The sequence below is a fragment of the Calditrichota bacterium genome (genome assembly GCA_020637445.1).
Classification (GTDB): Bacteria; Electryoneota; RPQS01; order RPQS01; family RPQS01; genus JABWCQ01.
The window spans coordinates 657,552-676,378 of record JACJVZ010000001.1 but is presented as its reverse complement, the minus strand read 5'-3'; the positions used below and the strand labels follow the sequence as shown (position 1 = coordinate 676,378).

The window sequence follows — 18,827 nt, the reverse complement described above, 5'->3', positions numbered from 1 at the left end:
CTCTATCTATCCAGCTCGCCGCCGATCATATTCACAGACCCAAACGTCGGAATGATGTCGGCAATCATATAGTCGTTAATCGTTTCCGGCAAACTTGCCACCATCGGCAGACACGGCGGCCGGCAGCGCACGCGCCAAGCCCGATCGTTGCAACCGTCTTTCGAGTGCTCGTCAGGATGGCTGACAATGTAAAACCCTAACTCGCCATTCGCTCCTTCAACCGGGACGTATACTTCGCCTTCGGGAACGCGAATACCATGGCCGTACATAATCAGCTTGAAATGGTTCATCAAGCCTTCGATATTTCCGTAGGTGTCTTTCTTCTCCGGCAGCACGACCTTTTTGTTGTCGCAATTGATCGGTCCACCCGGAATCTTAGCCACACATTGTTCGACGATGCGGCAGCTCTGCTCCATTTCTTCCATCCGAACCAGATAACGGTCCAGATTGTCACCGCGGCGGCCGACCGGTACTTCCCAGTCAAGCTGATCATAGACAAGATATGGAAAATCTTTGCGCACGTCGTAGGCGACACCGCTGCCGCGCAGGCACGGGCCCGTCCATCCCCACGCAATCGCGCGTTCCGCTGACATCACGCCGACATTTTCCATGCGCTCGACAAAGATTCGGTTGTTCGTCAACAAGATGTCGCATTCCCTGAGGATGTCACGAACCTCCTTGACGACCCACAAGCATTTGTCCAACCAGCCTTCCGGCAAATCGTACGGCATGCCACCCACTCGCGAAGCCATCGTCGTAACACGCGCACCGCAATACTCCTCGATCAACTCCCAAAGGTACTCACGGCCTTTTATCATATAGAGAAAGACCGTGAAGCCTCCCAGTTCCATCGCAGATGCGCCGACGCACGTTAAGTGATCGCTGATGCGCGATATCTCGGACAACAAAGTGCGGATATACTGGCCGCGCGGCGGAAGCTCTATTCCCAAGAGCTTCTCGACGGCCATACAGTAGCCGATGTTATTTATCGCGGCCGAAACGTAGTTCAAACGGTCCGTATAAATGATCGCCTGATTCCACGTACTCTCCTCGCAGCTCTTTTCAAACGCGCGATGCAGATAGCCGATCTCAACGTCCGACTCAACCACAAGCTCGCCTTCGAGTTTGCTAAGAATGCGGATAATCCCGTGCATGGCAGGATGCGCGGGCCCGATATTCAACATCATTTCCTTCTGCTGAAACTCGGGCTCGTTCGTCAAAACCGCCGTGTCGAGAGTTGGGAGTGCTTCGGTATCTGCCATAACTTAGTTCTGCGGGCCGATCAAGGGCTGGCGCTTGGTCTTGGGATAGTCCTTCCGCAACGGGTGCCCTTCGAATTCTTCGTAGAGCAGCAAACGCTTCAGGTGCGGATGACCTTCAAACTTGATTCCGAACATGTCCCAGACTTCGCGTTCGAGCCAGTCGGCAATCGGATAAAGCGAGATAATACTGTCGATATGCGAATGTGACTCTTCAAGCTGGGCTTTAACGCGGAGCCTGACCTTGCTGTCCATATTCAGGAGGTGGTAGACCATCTCGAATCGGGGACGGCGCGGATAATAGTCCACTGCCGTCAAATCAGACAGCATATCGTACCCAAACGAGTCGCGAAGCAAGGTTATGACTTCAAGTATCTGCTTACTCTCGACAATCAAAGTGCGATCTCCAAAACGGTCGTGCCAATCCAGCACCGCCGTGGGATGAGCTTTTTCTATCGCGATATGTTCGGGGAACTTGCTCATTTCCAATCGTGCTTCTGATTTTGAATCAGATCCTGCAATTTCAGCAAGCCGTCGAGCACGGCTTCGGGACGAGGCGGGCAGCCCGCAATGTACACGTCAACTGGAATAATCGTGTCGACGCCTTGCACGGTTGCGTAGTTGTCATATGGGCCACCGCAACTTGCACAAGCTCCGAAACTCACGACCCATTTAGGATCCGCCGTCTGTTCGTAAATGTTCTTCAGAATCGGGGCGATCTTGTGACTAATCGTCCCCACCACCCAAATCACGTCGGCCTGACGAGGCGAAAACCTCGGAAACGCGGCACCAAAACGGTCAAGGTCATAGTGCGAACAGGCCGTCGACATGAATTCCATGCCGCAACAGGCCGTTACAAACGGATACTGAAAGAGCGAATACTTGCGCGCCCAGCCCAACAGCTTGTCGAACTTGGTGGTCATCACGTTGCCCGAAAGCGAACGCGACATGTCCAGCATGGGGCTTTGCATCAACTCGCTCATCTACTTCCACTCCAAAACACGTTTCTTGACAGCGTAGTACAATCCCACAAGCAGAATTGCCAAGAATACATTCATCGAAATAAAGGCAAGCATCCCATTGTCACGGAATGCTACCGCCCACGGATACAAAAAGGCCACCTCGATGTCGAACACGACAAACAAGATGGCCACGAGGTAGTACTTGATCGGGAACGGCTGAGTCGCGTCCGTCTTGGACAACCAGCCGGATTCAAACGGAGCATTCTTGATCTCGCTCGGACGCTTCGGTCCGAACAGCACAGTCAAGCCGACAAACAGCCCAACCACCGCTCCGACGGCCGCCAGCAAAATCAGAAATACTACAAGGTTATTATTGTGGAGGACGTCCGGCATGAACGTGCGTGAGGCGGCAACAGATTGCTACAGTTTTCACGAGATGGCTGGTTTCTCGGACGGATGCACTTATCTATTGCAATTTCAAAATCTTAGAATTGCGGCGCAGAGTGCTTTATCCTGTCCAATCGTGTGGTAAACTACGGAAAACTTTTGGCTTTGTCAACCGAAATTATTCACCCAGCGGTCCAGACTATTCAGCCTTCTCCAGAACCATCATTCTGTTCTTCGGAGCCACCAACTTTTCAAAAGACTCCCGAACGCTTTGGTAGTCCTTTACAGGAAGCATACTGCTCTTATAGGTAATCGACTGTGTCCATTCCACGCGGTCTGCAAGCTGCTTGGGCACCAAGGACATTTTTACATATGGATTCTCTACAAGGAGGGCCGAAGGCAAATACGAGACCTTATATTCCTTCGGATAAGTGACCAAAATGGTCATTTCAGTTGTGCCTTCAAGCGGCAGGTTGACCGGATACTTAACCTCAGGGAGTGACGGGTAAAACCCCGAAATTGCGAATGAAAACGGGCTCGCCGGCAAATCCACGAGCATCAGGTCGCCCTGAATGACCGCGTAGTTTTTGCAAGAAAAGTCGAGACTGACGTGCATGGGCTGAGTAAGCTGCTCAGGATCGGAAACTTCGGTTCGGACGACTTCGCACCCCTGCCCGATTCGTGATGCCGCTCTCTGAAAATAGATCTCCTTCTCTTGTTCCTTTTGGTCACTGAAGGTCTGTCTCGCGATGTTTGCGTAGTCCGCAAAGGCATCCGCGTCCGCACGTCCTGACAAAGTTCCGGTGTCGTCCAGCACCACGGACATCGAGGTGCTCGCTTTGCGGTCAACTCGTACCAATTCGTTGGCCGGACCGATGATCGGCGCACCCAAAACCAACTGGCAGGCTTGCCCAAGAGTACGCGAGTAGCCGATTTCGTAAGGAGGCGAGAATCTCGGAATCGGATCGAGGAACAAGGTGTCTTTGTCCAGCGGAACAGCGAGGATCATGTAGCTGAACTGTTCAAGTGACGGCAGTGAACTGAACGGCAAATCACTCGATTGCATCAGCACCGGATAGGAATCTATCCCATACCCTCCCAGCAGCGCGGACAACAGAACCAACTTGTCGCGCACGTCGCCGTAGCGATTCGCCCATACGTCATTTGCGTCGTTGGGCGTATATCCGACAGCACCAAGACTAAGATTGACTGTGCGAATATTTTGTTGTACCCACGAGGCAATATTCTGAACGAGAGGTTTACCCTGCATGGACCCGAAACTCGCAAGCTGCGAATACTCAAGCTGTGCGAGCTGAGCTGATTCAACGGCCTTCCAGAATTTCTCCCCAACATATAGATCCGTTTCGCTCCAATCGGCGAAAGAAGTGAACACCAACCGCGGCACGAGGTGCGCAGATGATACCATGTTGGGTTCGGGAGTTAGTTGCGCGAGGTTTCTAAATTTCCAAGTCAGAGTCTTGCGCCCGCCATCCATCGTAACTTCCGGCTTCAATTCCGAGTTTTGCATCTCATATTGAACGGCAAGTGACGAGTCCGACGATACTGTGAATGTCTGCTCTTGCACGGGTTCAAATCCGCCAAATGTCACGATCCCGCCGATGTAGTCGTCTTGCCATGGATCGCGTCCGGATTTGGGCTCAATCCGGTACTTCCAATAGATTACAGCATTCGCGGCCAAACCCGGAAAACTGACGTTTTGTTGTTTTAGCTGCGAGTAGGCAGAGGCCCACTGCACCTCGGGAGCGCTCGTGACCGTAAAAGCATCTTGCTCTGGTTCAATCCATGACCCGTCCGGCAGTCTCGTGTAGACTTCGTCGAAGATTATCGTATCGCGCTCGGCATCGAAACGTATGGACCGATCTCCCTGCTCATCTTTGGCGCGGTCATCAATCAGCTTGAGACATTGTTCTACATAGGCAGTAGATGCTCCGGCGGAATCTACACTGATTGTTCTGTCATCTTTCAGGACGAGCACCGACGCTTGTGGATAAGTTTCCGCTCCGGGAGCGTTTGCCGCCAGTGACTCGAGCCATTCCGGCACGTCAACGGCAAAAAGTGTCGAAGTCAAGAACAACGACAAAACGACGAACACGTATCGTTTCGACATGGGAGGAAATGTGGTTGTAATGAAGGAAAGGAGCTAATGCGTCCGCAGACGATAGCGGTGCAGAGCGCGGCCGGCCATCGTTCCCAATAGTGTGGGCAGGACGGCTAAAGCCATGGCCAAAGACAATTCGATGGGGAATAACCCGTTGGCCTCGGGATAGTAGTAAAGCTCAAGGATGGTTCTCATCAGTGCCGCTAATGGAATTCCATACCCCAGAAGCATCACCCACCGCCACAGCCTGTCACTGTACATGTAGCCTAAGATCAAGGCAGCACCGAGCAGCAGTGTGAATGAGTAAAAGATACCAACCTGACCCGGAATCTTTACGAAAATAATGGACGAGATTGACCCTATGGCCAATGCGATCCACCTTGCACTTCGCGGGGTTTCCTTTCCGTGAACTTGCAGTCTGCCGCGTGCAAGTTTGCGCAGCACAGCTCCGGCATATGACCCAATCGCGGCAGGAATGGCCAGAGTAGCGCCAAGCTGGAGCCGCACGAGGAGGTCCGGAAGATTCCCGAATCCGCCGAGCAATGTACCTGCAGCCGAGTACCCAAGTGCCAACAAGACAGGAAAGACCCACGGTTTGCGTGAATCCAGCAATCCTAAGATCATTCCGCTGGCAACGATACTCAGAGTCCACATGATCGTACCAGCTTGATCCGTCAGCATAAACGGCACGACAACACCTGCGGCGGTGCTGACTAATGCCAAGAACCACCAAAGAATCTTGCGGTTTCTGATTTCTTCGGCTTCGCGGGTCGTTTGCAGTGGCTCATCGGCCTTTATAGTGCTCATACGGCACCGCTCAAGCAAGAATCCCGCCGTTGCCGCCCAACTAAGAAAACGCTAAGAAGAGGTCGTTAACACCAGTTTTCCGCGATCCAATGCATCTAACTGGTTGACCATTTCCAACAGGTTGGGATACCGCGACAGAGGTATGTCCAGCACATCAAGTTCAAGAGCTTGCTTAACCGAAATTGTATTCCCCTTGGCCGTACAAGTTCTCGAAAGTCTGTAGTCACCGTTTGACAATTCCAAATCGTCCGGCAAGCTCCGCACTTTGTACCCTTTGGGAAATTCCACGGTTTCGCTCATTTGCACGGCAAACGTCGATGACAGACGGAGCGGATAGCGACGGTTCGTCAACTCGCTTCCGGAGAGCAGCCAGCTCGACAAGAAATCAAGTTTCCTGCCTTGTGCTATCGAATTCAGAAGCCAATACGGCCCCGCTTGAATCGCATAGTCCTTAGCGGACACTTTGAGTTTGATATCCAACGGCATATCGAGGTCCGTTAAGTCTGTCATCGTCAACTCGTCAAGGCGGGCCGTAGGTGCGAGGCTTTGGACGAAGTTCTGGAACAGAATTTCCCGTTCCTCGGGCGAGATCGACTGCATGTAGCTGCGGAGAGCCAAGTCGGGAAATCCGTGAGAGGAAATATCGATGGACGACGTGAGTGTGCCGTCTTCATCCACCTTGCTCTTGGCAGATACGCGGTAGAGGTTCTTTTCCGCGTCCTCAACGGGTGTCCACGCCAAGTCATTGCCTTCTTTCGAGCAGGTCAGCACGCCGCGATCCTGTTCATTGGCCGCAAGATACTCCGTCGTCTTTTCAACGGTAGGGTCAATGAAGACCTGCTTGTCCCCTTCCTTTACAGACACGATCGCATGATTGAACTGATCCGTCGCGATTTCTTGATCGATCTTCCACGACGGATTCATCAGCACGATGTTTGATTCGACGCCGGCTTCCCGAAGCATGGTCACCATCAGAGCCGCCTTGTCGCGACAGACTCCGTATTTGTTCCTAAAAGTCGTCGCCGCAGCTTCGGGTTTGTACCCTGCCTTGCGGCCAGTCAACGCGGTGTCCACATAACGGATTTTGTTCGACACATACTGAAAGATTGCGCGAACCGCCTGCTCTCTACTCTTTCCTTTTGTCAGCGCCAAAACTTCCGCTTTGATACTCGAGTCGGCCACCATTTCCGGTTCGGCGAGCTCATAATACCACTTCGACCATGTTTCCCAGTCGGGAATCGTTGTTACCAACAGCTCCCGCGATACTTCAGGAAATGGCGGCATGCCCGGCTCGGGGACGAGTTGCGGGACATCATTGATTTGCCAAACGTGAAAAGTCCTGTCGCCATTTTCGTGGCTGACGTGCGCAATTCCCTCGCCATGCGTCTTCCAATGCAGCGGCATCGAATTAGGAATTGAAACTTCCACGACTTTCTCTTGGAGAGGATCGGAGTGCTCGAAATATTCGGACATGTTGAACTGTCCGTCCATCGGCGGCTCGTGAGTGATCTCTTTGTACGCGACTTCGATTTCCGCCCCTTTTTGCAGAGCGGGAAAGGTGATGATCTTCTCGCGTACATTCTGCAAATAGAACTTCCCAAAAGCAGGCAAGGGAACGTCCTTGATCGCCGAAGAATCCACGTTCACGACTTTGCCGTCAGGCAAATAGACCCGCGCCGCGACCACTTCTACGGTATCGTACCCGAGATTGTAGACAGTCTCGTCTTGCGAATATTGCCGCACGGCACGGTCTGAAAGCAGCGCAACTCGATAACGGCGGAGCGTTTCTCCCGAGCCGTCTTCGTTGACAACCACGGACGTGCAGTCGTATTTCACGACGGCATTTGCTTGATCAAACGGCAGGTTCGGGCCGCGAGGCGGAGTTTCTTGGGCCGTCGCAACCAGAGTCGCGAGGAGGCTGAAAAGCAGGAATTTGTACATAGTATTGTCCTTTACACGCATCACCCAATAATACTGTTTCCGTGCTTGAGTAGCAAGATGCATCTGAACAAAAAGACCCCGCGCGAGCGGGGCCTTTTCATGAAGATTGAAGAACGAAGATGCTTACTTAAGCAGGAGCAGCTTCTTGGTCGCGGTATAGCCGCTGGACTTCAAAGTGTAGAAATACGTACCGGACGGGAGCCCTTCGGCATTCCATTCCAAACTGTGTCGACCGGCTTCCGTCACTCCATTCACAAGCGTGGCAACTTCGCGGCCCGACAGGTCGAATACGCGCAGTTGTACATTTCCGGCCTCCGGAATCGTGAAGGAAATCGTCGTCGCCGGGTTGAACGGATTTGGATAGGCGTCGGCAAGACTATATTCGCTGACCGGCCCAACGTGGCTGCCGTACAAGGCGGAAACCGTATTCGGATGAACCGTACGGACACCAAACGCATCGACGTCGACCAGGCGGTAGTCATAGCTCGCACCCATCGTGCCGTTACGATCGGCGTACTGGTACGTAGAACCCGTGGAACGATTTGCAGCCGGCAACTGAGCGATAAGCTCGAAGTTGTCCTGACCGCTGAGGCAGCGCTCAACTTCCCAATGATCCGCATTGGCTTCAGATGCGGTCGACCATTGCAGATCAACGCCGTCGGTGGTCGTGTAGGCGTCGAAACCTGCAAGCTCAACGGACAACCACTTGTCGCCTTCAAAATGGAACGGGAAGCAAAGCGGCTCGCTCTCGCCGAAGACCAACCACTGATTGTCTGTATATGTCGAGTCTTCGCAGCCAATGATCTTGGTTGGCCACGCGGAGTTTGAACATACCCGGCAATCAACGGGCTGACGGCTTTCAATCAACTGGGTGATGCTGATTTCCACGCTGCCGTTCGCGTCCGTATAATAACGCTCGCAAACCGGCTCATCTTGGCCAATCCAACAACAGATATCAAGGGCAACGTTCTCCACACACGTATCGTTTACGAAGTAGGCATACGGGCCGCGAACGAGCGTGTACTTGATGGTTACCGTAGCATAGTCTCCGTCGATTACGGCAGGAAGGCAGTCGTCTTCGATCACGTCGCCCGGTAAAATCACGTTCTTGCCTATGGCGTCGAGCACCTTGGCGTTCGCCCAATCGTTGCGATCGGGATTCGTGGTGTATACCGTGTTGACATACGGGTAGACTGGCGTATCTCCGAAATTCGGATAGCCGATTCCAGCGTCGTAGCAAAAATGCGGGCGACCGTTATCCGGACCGCCGTCACGGATGCTCGAGAGCTTCCAAAGCGCAATCTGGTATGCATCATCTTCAAACGTTGAAGTCGGAGTCGTCCAAGCGAACAGATATGCCATAGCCGTCAACTGCGTCTTGCGACAGGAATCGTCCGTAACGATCATCGGGTCGATATCCACGCCGTATTGATGAATCTCGAGCGGGTGGTACAAGTCAGAACACCACGCGTAGGCAGGATCACCCAAACCGTCGCACGTGCTGACGAAACCCATTTGACCGTAATTATTGCCAGTGGTGCCGCCCGGCCAGTGGACAATACCGCGCCCACCGAAGCCGCCGCTGCCGGCCCATCTCAAGCCGACGTAGTCCAACGTGCAGTCGCCGCAAAAAACATCGTCGAGTGTGGCCGGACCAGTATCCGGATTATTCATCTCGGCATCTCCCGGGCTGGTTGCAAACGCCGACAGGCTCAGCACCAATAGTGCAGCAGCCATCCAAACCGCAACCGGGAAGAAAACACCCTTCTTATTCTTCATCATCTTTCGTGTTCCCTCAGTTAACATATTGAAATCATTGATCTAATTCGAAATCTCAAAGCCAGTGTGCTTGTAGCAAATGTGGTGCCCCGCTTCGCATGAACTTGACAAAGCCCAACCTGCTCCGTATATTGCTCGTCTTTCGGGGCAGTAGCTCAGCTGGGAGAGCACCACGTTCGCAACGTGGGGGTCGGCGGTTCGATCCCGCTCTGCTCCACTAAACCCGCAAGGGTTTGTCATTATTCTCGGCAGACATCGCCGGGCCCCGCACAAGGGGTGGCCGCCCAAACCCGCCAGGACCGGAAGGTAGCAACGGTAAGTGGTTCATTCTTGTGTGCGGATCGCCTGGCGATCTCTGCCGAGATTTTTTTCTCTTCTCTTGCAGATTCTCCAGTTCTATCCGCAACACACGGACATAATGTAGTCTGTCTACGACTTGCATGACACCTATTGTCAACGGATTTCTGAGAATTGTCGCATTGCCATGTTTAGTTTTTTGATATGATTGTGATGAGTCTTATGCTAAATATACCTTCGTCTATTTCGCTGGGATTTCTATTCTTATCCTGAAACACAAGTGCACCAGACCCAGATGTCGCGATTCCGCTCACAAAACGTCGATTTCAGCATTATCTTGGGGCCTCTTTGCAATGTTCGTTGAACCCAAGACAGTGGTAATTGTCATTCTACTGGTGGTCGCAACGCTTTGGCCACTGAAGCGCAGTTTTGTTAAGAGGCTTGGCTGGTCTTTGGCGACCGGAAAATATCCAATAGATTGATTATTATTATTTTATGTATGAACATTTGTGCAGAAAATTACCCTGCGGCGTTGACTTTCCGGCAAAAAAGGGCTACTTTCAAATTTGTGCACCTTCCTGCATCAAAATTTCTGTTCGTTACCCCTTTTACGACTTTCCACGACCCCACCTAATTAGATGGCCTATCAAGTTCTTGCACGCCGCTGGCGACCCCAGAAGTTTTCTGACGTCGTTGGTCAGGAGCACATTACCCGTACTCTCCAGAATGCCATTGCGCAAGAAAGACTTGCACATGGGTTTCTATTCACGGGTCCGCGCGGCGTGGGAAAAACCTCTACGGCCAGAATTCTTGCACGTGCTATCAACTGTGAACGTGCTGGGGAAATCGTGCCTGTAGAACCTTGCAACGTGTGTGAGACTTGCCGCGCACTGCTTGAAGACCGCGAACTTGACGTCGTTGAGATTGACGGTGCATCCTACAACAAAGTCGAAGACATTCGCAGGATTAACGAAGCGGCGAGGCTGGCACCTGCCGCCGGTGACAAAAAGGTCTTCATCATCGACGAAGTCCACATGTTGACAACCGCGGCTTTCAACGCGTTCTTGAAGACTTTGGAGGAGCCGCCTTCTCATGTGATCTTCATTCTGGCGACGACAGACGTTCACAAAGTTCCGAGCACGATTCGTTCGCGCGTACAAAGATTCGACTTTCGTCCGCTTTCACCTTTGGAAATCTCTCAACACCTTGGAGTTATTGCCGCGGCCGAAGGCTGGAATGCCGAACCGGAAGCGCTTTTTCAGATTGCGCGCGCGGCTGATGGTTCTTTGCGCGACGCGGAAGGACTGCTTGATCAAGTTGTGGCCTATTGCGCGGACAACATCACGCTTGACGAGGCCCGGAAAGTGCTGGGCACGCTGTCCATGGCAGTCCTCGAGAACGCGACGTCTTTGGTTGCGTCCCAAAACACCAGCGGGTTGCCGGAGTTTTTCGATACCTTGGCAAGACAAGGCACTGATTACAGCCTGTTGCTGCGCGAACTGCAAGGCTACTGGACCGATGCCGTTTTCCTGCTGCAGGGATTGTCGATTCCGGGTCGGTCGCAGGAAGAATGTGACTCGCTGCGAGCGGTTATCGGTGACTTGACCGTAGACGATTTGTTCCGCTTGATTCGATTGGCCGCAACTCTTGAAGATGAGATTAAGTGGTCAGTTTCTCCACGTACGAGGTTTGAGATTTCGATGCTGCGTTGGGTAACTTTAGATCGCGCGGTATCCATCAAACACTTACTCGAGAGAATTCCAAAGGACGGAGATGCGGCACCTAAGGCAAGCCGTCCGGTTGCGAAGGCTGCACCTACCCCTCGCCCGTCCGCGGCGTCGGCACCGGTGCCAAGACCGGCGCATACCCCGTTGCAAAAACCCGTATCGGCTCCCGCCCACCCAGAACCCAGCACTGCAAAGAGCTCTGCTCCGGTGCGCACGTCAGCGCTTGAACTTGCGGAGCTGACTGCCTCTTGGGAAAAGATTTGCGACGCACTTGATCATATCAGCAGCGCAGCTTCCGCATTTGCTCACAACGATTGGGATATTGTTTCACTGAGCGGGACAGCGCTTACCATCCGCCCGAAGCATCAAGGCAAGTTTCACTTTGAATCGCTTAAGGCTCATGCTCCATCTCTTGAGCAGGCTATCCTGCAAGTGACGGGCGCGAAAGTAAAGGTCTCCCCTGCCGCAGCGACGGAGAGCGCTCCTGCGGCAACGTCATCTCCCGCAGCAAAAACTGAGAGTAAGAACGGCGGGGCAAGCAGCGGCGACTTGTTTAACAGCGTGATGTCACAATTTGGCGGTGAAGACGTGACGCAAAAAATGGGAAAGTCGGGACAATAGAATGTCACAAATGTCTCCGACGCTGGAGCGGCTCGTCGACCAAATTGCCAAACTTCCCGGTCTCGGAAAAAAATCGGCTCTGCGACTCGCTTTACACATCCTGAAACAGCCTGAGCCCGAAGCACGCGCGTTGGCCGAAGCGATCATGCAGGTCAAAATGCGACTTCACATGTGCACACGCTGTGGAAACTTAACCGAAGCGGAACTGTGCGGAATTTGTGTCGACTCCAAACGCGACTCGGGACTTCTGTGTATCGTCGAATCACCACAGGATATTTTGCGTCTTGAGAAGGCCACCGGTTTTCGTGGTGTTTACCATGTGTTAGGCGGAGTTTTGAGTCCATTGGACGGGGTCGGCCCCGAAGCTCTGCGGATTGCTGACCTCTGGGGTCGAACGGAGAAAGAGTCCTTTCACGAAGTGATTCTGGCGCTCAGTCCCACGTCCGACGGCGACGCGACGTCTTTGTATTTGTTACGAGAACTGAAAAGCAGAAACATCACCGCTTCAAGACTTGCGCGCGGCGTACCCATCGGAGCCGAGCTCGAACAAGTAGATGAAGTCACGCTTGCAAGAGCGCTGGCTGAACGGACAAAGGCGGACGGATAGCACATGATTCCCGGCTTTAATCTCGCCAATCAACTAACGCTTTCAAGACTCGCGCTTGGCCCGCTGTTCTTGATTGCGTATCTCGGAAACTTCGAGTATTCCATCGAGCTCGCATTGATTGTCTCGGTCTTAATCGAGGCTACGGACGTTGCCGACGGCATCGCGGCGCGGTCCAAAAAGCAGGTCTCCGACGTCGGTAAGCTGCTCGATCCGATGAGTGACACGATTGCGCGCATCTCCTATTTTATCGGCTTTCTCGTCCTTGGCTATGCCGCGGCGTGGATGGTGGCGATTTTGGTCTACCGCGACGTCGTTGTGGCATATTTGAGAGTCTTTTCCGCCTTGACCGGCACGGCGATGGGCAGAAGAACGACGGGGAAGTGGAAAGGAATTCTTCAAGGCGCCGTCGCGCTGACAATTCTGGTCTTGCAGTGGATTGATACGAGATTCATGTCGATTCCGCATTTTGAACGGATCGTTTATTGGATTTTGGCCGGCGTCACAGTTTACACGTTCTTTACGTTGATCGAGTATCTCCACGGCAATCGTGAACTCCTAAAAGAGATTCGCCATAGGGGGCGTCCGGTATAAGCATGACTCGCGCCGAAGAGATGGTGACCACCGTATTGTGGACGGGCTATTCGCCTGTCGCTCCGGCCACTGTAGCCTCTGCATTGGTGTGTGCGATTTTCTGGTTTATTCCCGGCGCGCAGTCCTTGAACATGATCGCACCGTTGATCGTACTGACTTTCATCGGTGTGTGGCTCTCAAACCGCTATATTGACGGCTACGAAGTCCGCGATCCGGGGAAATTCGCTGCCGTCCGCAGGAAGAACCCAAAGAAAGACGATCCCGATCCAGTTGTGTTTGATGAGTTGGTGGGTCAATGGATTACGTTGCTGGCGGCGCCGCACTCGATAGTCGGTTTTGCCGCAGCGTTCTTCCTATTTCGTGCATTTGACATTTTTAAGCCCCTCGGCGCAGGGCAACTGCAGAAACTTCCGCGCGGCTGGGGAGTCATGCTCGACGACGTCCTTGCCGGAGTTTATGCCGCACTCGTCTTGTGGGGACTTTCAGTTTGGCAGCCTAACTTGATGAATGCCTTCTGATGAACACTCCGGTCAGTGAACTGATTACGATCGGCGACGAGCTGCTCTTGGGCAGGACGGTCAACAGCAACGCGGCTTTTCTTGGGCGGAGGCTGGCCGAGTGCGGAGTCCCTGTGCGATGGTCGTCGTGTGTCGCGGATGATATGGAAGAAATTCAAGCGGCTATCAGTCTTGCTCTGAACCGCGCCGACGTGATTATTCTCTCCGGCGGTTTGGGTCCCACTCCCGATGACTTGACCCGCGACGCAATCTCACAGCTCTTTGATTTGCCTTTCGTAGACTCGCCCGAGCAACGCCGGCATGTGGAAGATATGTTCCGCAAACTTGGACGCGAAATGCCTGTGCAGTCCTCCAATCAAACGGTGGTGCTTGGCGGCACATCGCGGCTGGAGAATCCCTTGGGAACTGCCGCAGGGATTTATCTCGAACGCAAAAGCCGCCACTTGTTCGCGGTACCGGGGGTTCCTCCTGAAATGGAGCGAATGTTCGATGATCAGATTGAACCGATATTGCGGCAAACATTCGGACAGGCGAAGTACTTTGCGCGAACCTTGAGAATGGCCGGAATCGGCGAGTCAGCACTGTTGGAAAAACTGGGCGATTTGGATCCGTTGTCGAGGCGGGTTTCGTTGGCCTACCTTCCCCACCAGGGATTGCTCGACGTGCGTATGACGTCTGCAGCGCAAGACGAAATGGAAGCCGAGGCCGATATCGCTTTTGCCGAACATTATATCCGGGAGCGAGTCGGGGACCACATCTACGCAACGGGCCGCGACACTCTGTCAAGGGTAATCGGTGACATTTTGGTTAACCGCGCGCAGTGGGTTACGACAGCGGAAAGCTGTACGGGCGGATTAGTCGCCTCGTTGCTGACTGACACTCCCGGAGCCTCAAGATGGCTTGCCCGGGGAGTCATAACTTACTCGAATGATGTGAAGCAAGAGCTCCTTGGCGTAAAAGCCGAGACACTTGACAATCACGGAGCCGTTTCTGAAGAGACCGTGCGAGAAATGGCTGAAGGCGCGCTCCGGACTTCTGGTGCAAATTGGGCAGTGAGCCTTTCAGGAGTTGCTGGCCCTGACGGCGGCACTGCGGACAAGCCTGTTGGTACTGTGTGGATCGGGATTGCCTCAGAAACGAAGACTGTGGCACGCAAAATCCAAGTCGGCAGCCGTAGCCGCGAGCTTGTGAAGTTGCGCGCGGCACATTTCGCTCTCTATATGCTCTACCGGGAACTGGTGGCGCACTAAGTTTTGAGACTGTTCGTCGCCATAATGCTGCCCGAAGATTGGCAGAAAATTCTCCGACTGCCGCAAGAGAAAATTGGTTGGTTGGGGCGCGGCGTCAAATGGGTTGAACCTGAGAATCTACATCTGACTCTGAAGTTCTTGGGCGACACTCCTGATCACGTGCTGCCGGACGTGGAGAACGTAATTACCGAAGCATGCGCGAACTCCGCTCCGTTCAATCTTTCGATACAGGGAACCGGCTGCTTTCCGACCAAGCAGAGACCGCGCGCATACTGGGCGGGACTGACTCCTTCAAAAACTCTTCGTGCTTTGCAAGCTGAAATAGGCGGCGGTATGGAAGAGCTTGGGTTTGAACCTGAAGTTAAGGAGTTCGTGCCGCATCTGACGGTCGCTCGTATCAAAGAGCCCATCGGCAAAGAGCGCATCACGGGTGCTTTTCTGAATTTTGAGCTTCGCAGTTCTCCTTTCGAAGTAACACAGGTCAGTCTTGTACAAAGTTCGCTTCGCCAAGAAGGACCAATCTATACCGTGCTCAAGGATTTCCGGTTGGGAAATCCCCAATCATAAATCAAACGAGACTGGGAAAACTCGTGCCAAAGCAAATCATCACAACTGAAATCGAAGCTCCAATGTCGCAAGTGTGGCAAGCCCTCACCGAAAGCAAGGAAGTGGAGTTCTGGGCGCCGAACGTGCGCGGGTTAGAAGTCTTGCCCGACGGAGTCGTCGCCAAGGGTGCACGACGCGTGTTTAACCTCGACCTCAACGGAAAAGACGCCACGCTCGAAACTGAAATCACGCATTTCGTTCAGAACGAGATGTTCGCGGAGTCCATTGTGGGCGGTTCGGCCGGAATCCACGAGAAGGTCGCGCACGTGAAGCTGATATTTCGACTCATTGAATTGGCAGAGAAACGATGTGCGCTTAACTTCTCGATTGATTACGAAATGAAGGGCTTCATGAACAAGATGCTCGAAAAAGTGATCATGGGCGCGCTGGTTTCTCAGTACAAATTGTGGTTTGAAAGATTGAAAACATATGCCGAGACGGGACGTCCCGTTTAACTTAACCCTTGCGAGTGACACTATGAGCAAATCTCTTGATTCCGAAAAGCAGAAAAATCTTGATCTGACGCTGTCACAGATCGACAAGCAGTATGGCAAGGGCTCGATCATGCGTCTGGGCGACAGCGGCCCAATTCAGCGCATGGATGTGATTTCCACAGGTTCGATGTCGCTGGATGCCGCACTGGGTATCGGCGGAGTGCCGAGAGGCCGCGTGATCGAAATTTACGGTCCCGAATCTTCCGGTAAAACCACGCTCGCACTGACCATCATCTCAGAGGCACAAAAGAGCGGCGGCAAGGCGGCCATTATCGACGCCGAACACGCCCTCGATCCGAACTATGCGCGTGCGCTGGGCGTCGACATCGACGACCTGCTAGTGTCGCAACCCGATACAGGCGAACAGGCTCTGGACATCGCCGAGATGCTGATTCGCTCCGGCGCGCTGGACGTCATCGTGATCGACTCCGTAGCGGCGCTGGTGCCCAAGGCTGAAATCGAAGGCGAGATGGGAGATTCACTGCCCGGTTTGCAGGCACGTCTGATGAGTCAGGCAATGCGCAAGTTGACCGCCGTGGTCTCGCGTTCACGAACGTCACTGATTTTCATCAATCAGCTCCGTATGAAGATCGGCGTGATGTTCGGCAACCCCGAAACCACGACCGGCGGCAATGCACTGAAGTTCTACAGCTCAGTGCGTATGGAAATCCGCCGCATGGCTTCGATCAAAGACGGTGATACCATCGTCGGGAACCGAACCAAGGTCAAAGTTGTAAAGAACAAGGTGGCTCCGCCCTTCCGCGAAGCCGAATTCGATATTATCTACGGTCGCGGCATCGAGCGCGTCGGCGACATGCTGGACCTCGCGGCAACCTTGGAAATCGTCAGCAAATCGGGTACGTGGTACTCCTACAAAGACGAGCGTCTTGGTCAGGGCCGCGAACGCGTGATTGGCACCTTGAAAGAAAACCCCGAAATGCTCAAGGCCGTGGAAATTGAAGTGCGTCGCGAGTTGGGATTCATCTCCGCTGAACCCGAAGAACCGGTGGAACAAGAAGCTGAAAGCACAAAATCCCGTTCAAAGAAGTCGTAAGTTTCCTGCGATCGCACTCGTACTTGTCTTATTAGTGGCAAGTACGAGTGTGCACGCATATCATCTCGTCGCCGCGACGGGATATGCAAACTCAGGAACACCGAAAACCGGTCCCGGTCTCGAGAGGAACAGCCTGTTCGGTTCCGGCAGCGGCTATACGGCCCATCTGCGGCTTGAAGTTGACCGTCCGCACGTATTCTGGGGGCCGTCGTTTTTGTTCTGGAACAACTTGACCGGAGCACCGACGTCCGGATCGAAAGTCAACTATTTCCAGATTGAGCTGGGAGGCAGAATTTCGTACCGCATGACCGCGGAACCGGACCTTTATGCCGGCGTCGGTGTGGGCTATTCCTTTTCGCAAGGGTCATATCGCGAACGGTACTTCGGGGGATATGAATATACGTTTGACGGCGACTTTCCCACGGCATCAATCCACGTAGGGGCGAAAACGGATGCCCGACAAAACGGCGTCGGAGTACTTGCTGAATTGTCCTATCATTGGGGACTCGACGAGCCTGCCGGACGTCAAACGATCGGCCCAGCTAATGCTTATCTTGTTCAGATCGGTGTCTTTTTCGATTCGATGGCACAGCTCAGATGATGAGGCAAGTCGAAAAGAAACGACCGAAGGAAGACGCGCTTCCTTACGCCGTCAAATTGCTGGCGTCGCGATCCTACTCGACTCGCAAGCTCAAAGACAAGCTCAAACTCAAAGGCTACGAGGCCGAAGAGATCGAGCTGGCAATTGAGAAACTCAAAGCACGAAATCTCCTTGACGACGCACGATTTGCGGAGGGCTTCGTACGCACTCGTATCGAGACACATCCGCGAGGCAAAAGTGCGTTGATACGCGATCTTGTCTCGAGGGGCATCTCTGGGGCAACTGCAAAGCAAGCGGTGAGCGATCACCTTTCTGCCGATCAGGAACTCGATCTTGCCAAAGAGTTGCTGAGGCGCAAAAGCAGGCAATATTCTTCACTCGACCCTGAAACCCGCAAGCGAAGGTTAACTGCTCTGCTTGCCCGGCGTGGTTTTAGGCCGGGTATCATATTCAAAGTTATCGACCTTCCACCGGACGACTCTAATCAGGAGGATTCTTACTGACCGTTGCGCACGATTTGATCTCGACCCGACCACTCTGCTTGCGCGAAAGGACTTCATCCATGCGGTCACTTCTCCTTCTGCTCGTGCTCACGTTCAGTTCGATTGCCTTCGCTTCGGAATACCCGCATTACAGCTATGCTGAAGTGCAGGTCGGCGTGGCCACGCCGATGGGTTTGCAAACGTATCAAGACGTCGAAAGCGACCGGGTATCTCCGGGGTCTCTGGGTACGACTTTGATGTTCAGCGGCTATTTCCCATTTGGCAACCGCTATGCATTCAGTCCGTCCTTTTCTCTGCTAACGACGGATGGGCGCGTCAACGACGATCCCTCGCCTCCCCCGGCTTTCAACATTAGATTTCATCAGCGTGAAGTCGGTCTCGACGCGCTTGTGTCGCCCGGCGACTTGCGAAAACTGAAGGTCGGAGTTGGAACGTCAATCGCGTGGTGGACCGCGTCAGAAGAAAACTCACGACCTCCCTTTGAAGGCGAATATCAAAGGGGCCGTACGATTGACGGACAGGCTCTGATGGCACGCAGTGTCATTCACCTTGCGCTGCGAAATCCAGAAGTTTCGGGCGCTGCACTGAAACTGGTCGCGGCTTGGCCGCTCGCCGACTTGCTGCAAGTAGACAACACTGCCGCAACGGGCTATATCGGCCTGCAATGCGGCTTTTCCATGATTTTGAATTAGCAACTTTCACCT

General features: G+C 53.4%; 19 protein-coding genes, 1 tRNA gene and 1 other RNA gene. 13 read left to right on the top strand and 8 right to left on the bottom strand.

Translation table 11 applies throughout. The annotated features are described in order from the left end of the window. Positions 1-2: 2 nt before the first annotated feature. The 8 genes from H6507_02635 to H6507_02600 all read right to left on the bottom strand — a co-directional run bounded on the left by H6507_02635 (position 3) and on the right by H6507_02600 (position 9,257). On the bottom strand, positions 3-1,262 hold the full coding sequence (locus H6507_02635) for an NADH-quinone oxidoreductase subunit D (protein ID MCB9367998.1): 1,260 nt from the start codon (positions 1,260-1,262) through the stop codon (positions 3-5). Positions 1,263-1,265: 3 nt separating this feature from the next. Beyond that, the gene (locus H6507_02630; protein ID MCB9367997.1) at positions 1,266-1,742 is read right to left on the bottom strand and encodes an NADH-quinone oxidoreductase subunit C; all 477 of its coding nucleotides are present in this window, start codon (positions 1,740-1,742) and stop codon (positions 1,266-1,268) included. After that, a complete protein-coding gene (gene nuoB / locus H6507_02625) occupies positions 1,739-2,242 on the bottom strand; it encodes an NADH-quinone oxidoreductase subunit NuoB (protein ID MCB9367996.1) in 504 nt (167 codons plus the stop codon). The genes H6507_02630 and nuoB overlap by 4 nt, the downstream gene beginning before the upstream one ends. After that, positions 2,243-2,614 (bottom strand): NADH-quinone oxidoreductase subunit A, encoded by a 372-nt coding sequence (locus H6507_02620; GenBank protein ID MCB9367995.1) that lies wholly within the window; start codon positions 2,612-2,614, stop codon positions 2,243-2,245. A gap of 193 nt (positions 2,615-2,807) precedes the next feature. Further along, entirely contained in the window at positions 2,808-4,736 is a 1,929-nt protein-coding gene (locus H6507_02615; GenBank protein MCB9367994.1) for a DUF3857 domain-containing protein, read from the bottom strand. A gap of 33 nt (positions 4,737-4,769) precedes the next feature. Continuing rightward, positions 4,770-5,534, bottom strand: coding sequence for a hypothetical protein (locus H6507_02610; protein MCB9367993.1), 765 nt, complete (start codon positions 5,532-5,534; stop codon positions 4,770-4,772). Between the two features lie 51 nt (positions 5,535-5,585). Continuing rightward, the gene (locus H6507_02605; protein MCB9367992.1) at positions 5,586-7,475 is read right to left on the bottom strand and encodes a DUF3857 domain-containing protein; all 1,890 of its coding nucleotides are present in this window, start codon (positions 7,473-7,475) and stop codon (positions 5,586-5,588) included. A gap of 123 nt (positions 7,476-7,598) precedes the next feature. Further along, on the bottom strand, positions 7,599-9,257 hold the full coding sequence (locus tag H6507_02600; protein MCB9367991.1) for a T9SS type A sorting domain-containing protein: 1,659 nt from the start codon (positions 9,255-9,257) through the stop codon (positions 7,599-7,601). 141 nt (positions 9,258-9,398) lie between these two features. Here H6507_02600 and H6507_02595 point away from each other — a divergent pair. From H6507_02595 to H6507_02535, 13 genes are all read left to right on the top strand, one after another. Continuing rightward, positions 9,399-9,471 (top strand) — tRNA-Ala (locus tag H6507_02595). 39 nt (positions 9,472-9,510) lie between these two features. Further along, positions 9,511-9,608: signal recognition particle sRNA small type (ffs, locus tag H6507_02590), an RNA gene on the top strand. Positions 9,609-10,189: 581 nt separating this feature from the next. Further along, positions 10,190-11,899, top strand: coding sequence for a DNA polymerase III subunit gamma/tau (dnaX, locus tag H6507_02585; protein MCB9367990.1), 1,710 nt, complete (start codon positions 10,190-10,192; stop codon positions 11,897-11,899). Positions 11,900-11,909: 10 nt separating this feature from the next. Then, positions 11,910-12,506, top strand: coding sequence for a recombination protein RecR (recR, locus tag H6507_02580; protein MCB9367989.1), 597 nt, complete (start codon positions 11,910-11,912; stop codon positions 12,504-12,506). Between the two features lie 3 nt (positions 12,507-12,509). Continuing rightward, positions 12,510-13,097, top strand: coding sequence for a CDP-alcohol phosphatidyltransferase family protein (locus H6507_02575; GenBank protein ID MCB9367988.1), 588 nt, complete (start codon positions 12,510-12,512; stop codon positions 13,095-13,097). A gap of 2 nt (positions 13,098-13,099) precedes the next feature. Then, positions 13,100-13,615, top strand: a complete 516-nt coding sequence (locus tag H6507_02570) for a phosphatidylglycerophosphatase A (GenBank protein ID MCB9367987.1) — start codon at positions 13,100-13,102, stop codon at positions 13,613-13,615. Next, positions 13,615-14,865 (top strand): competence/damage-inducible protein A, encoded by a 1,251-nt coding sequence (locus H6507_02565; GenBank protein ID MCB9367986.1) that lies wholly within the window; start codon positions 13,615-13,617, stop codon positions 14,863-14,865. The genes H6507_02570 and H6507_02565 overlap by 1 nt, the downstream gene beginning before the upstream one ends. 3 nt (positions 14,866-14,868) lie before the next feature. Beyond that, positions 14,869-15,432 carry an RNA 2',3'-cyclic phosphodiesterase gene (gene thpR, locus H6507_02560; GenBank protein MCB9367985.1) on the top strand — a complete coding sequence of 188 codons (564 nt, stop codon included), beginning with the start codon at positions 14,869-14,871 and terminating at the stop codon, positions 15,430-15,432. 23 nt (positions 15,433-15,455) lie between these two features. Beyond that, positions 15,456-15,926 carry an SRPBCC family protein gene (locus H6507_02555; GenBank protein MCB9367984.1) on the top strand — a complete coding sequence of 157 codons (471 nt, stop codon included), beginning with the start codon at positions 15,456-15,458 and terminating at the stop codon, positions 15,924-15,926. Between the two features lie 22 nt (positions 15,927-15,948). Next, a complete protein-coding gene (gene recA, locus H6507_02550; GenBank protein ID MCB9367983.1) occupies positions 15,949-17,019 on the top strand; it encodes a recombinase RecA in 1,071 nt (356 codons plus the stop codon). A gap of 49 nt (positions 17,020-17,068) precedes the next feature. After that, positions 17,069-17,620, top strand: a complete 552-nt coding sequence (locus H6507_02545) for a hypothetical protein (protein ID MCB9367982.1) — start codon at positions 17,069-17,071, stop codon at positions 17,618-17,620. After that, positions 17,620-18,123 (top strand): RecX family transcriptional regulator, encoded by a 504-nt coding sequence (locus H6507_02540; protein MCB9367981.1) that lies wholly within the window; start codon positions 17,620-17,622, stop codon positions 18,121-18,123. Before H6507_02545 ends, H6507_02540 begins: the two co-directional genes overlap by 1 nt. Positions 18,124-18,182: 59 nt before the next feature. Continuing rightward, on the top strand, positions 18,183-18,815 hold the full coding sequence (locus H6507_02535; GenBank protein ID MCB9367980.1) for a hypothetical protein: 633 nt from the start codon (positions 18,183-18,185) through the stop codon (positions 18,813-18,815). Positions 18,816-18,827 lie beyond the last annotated feature (12 nt).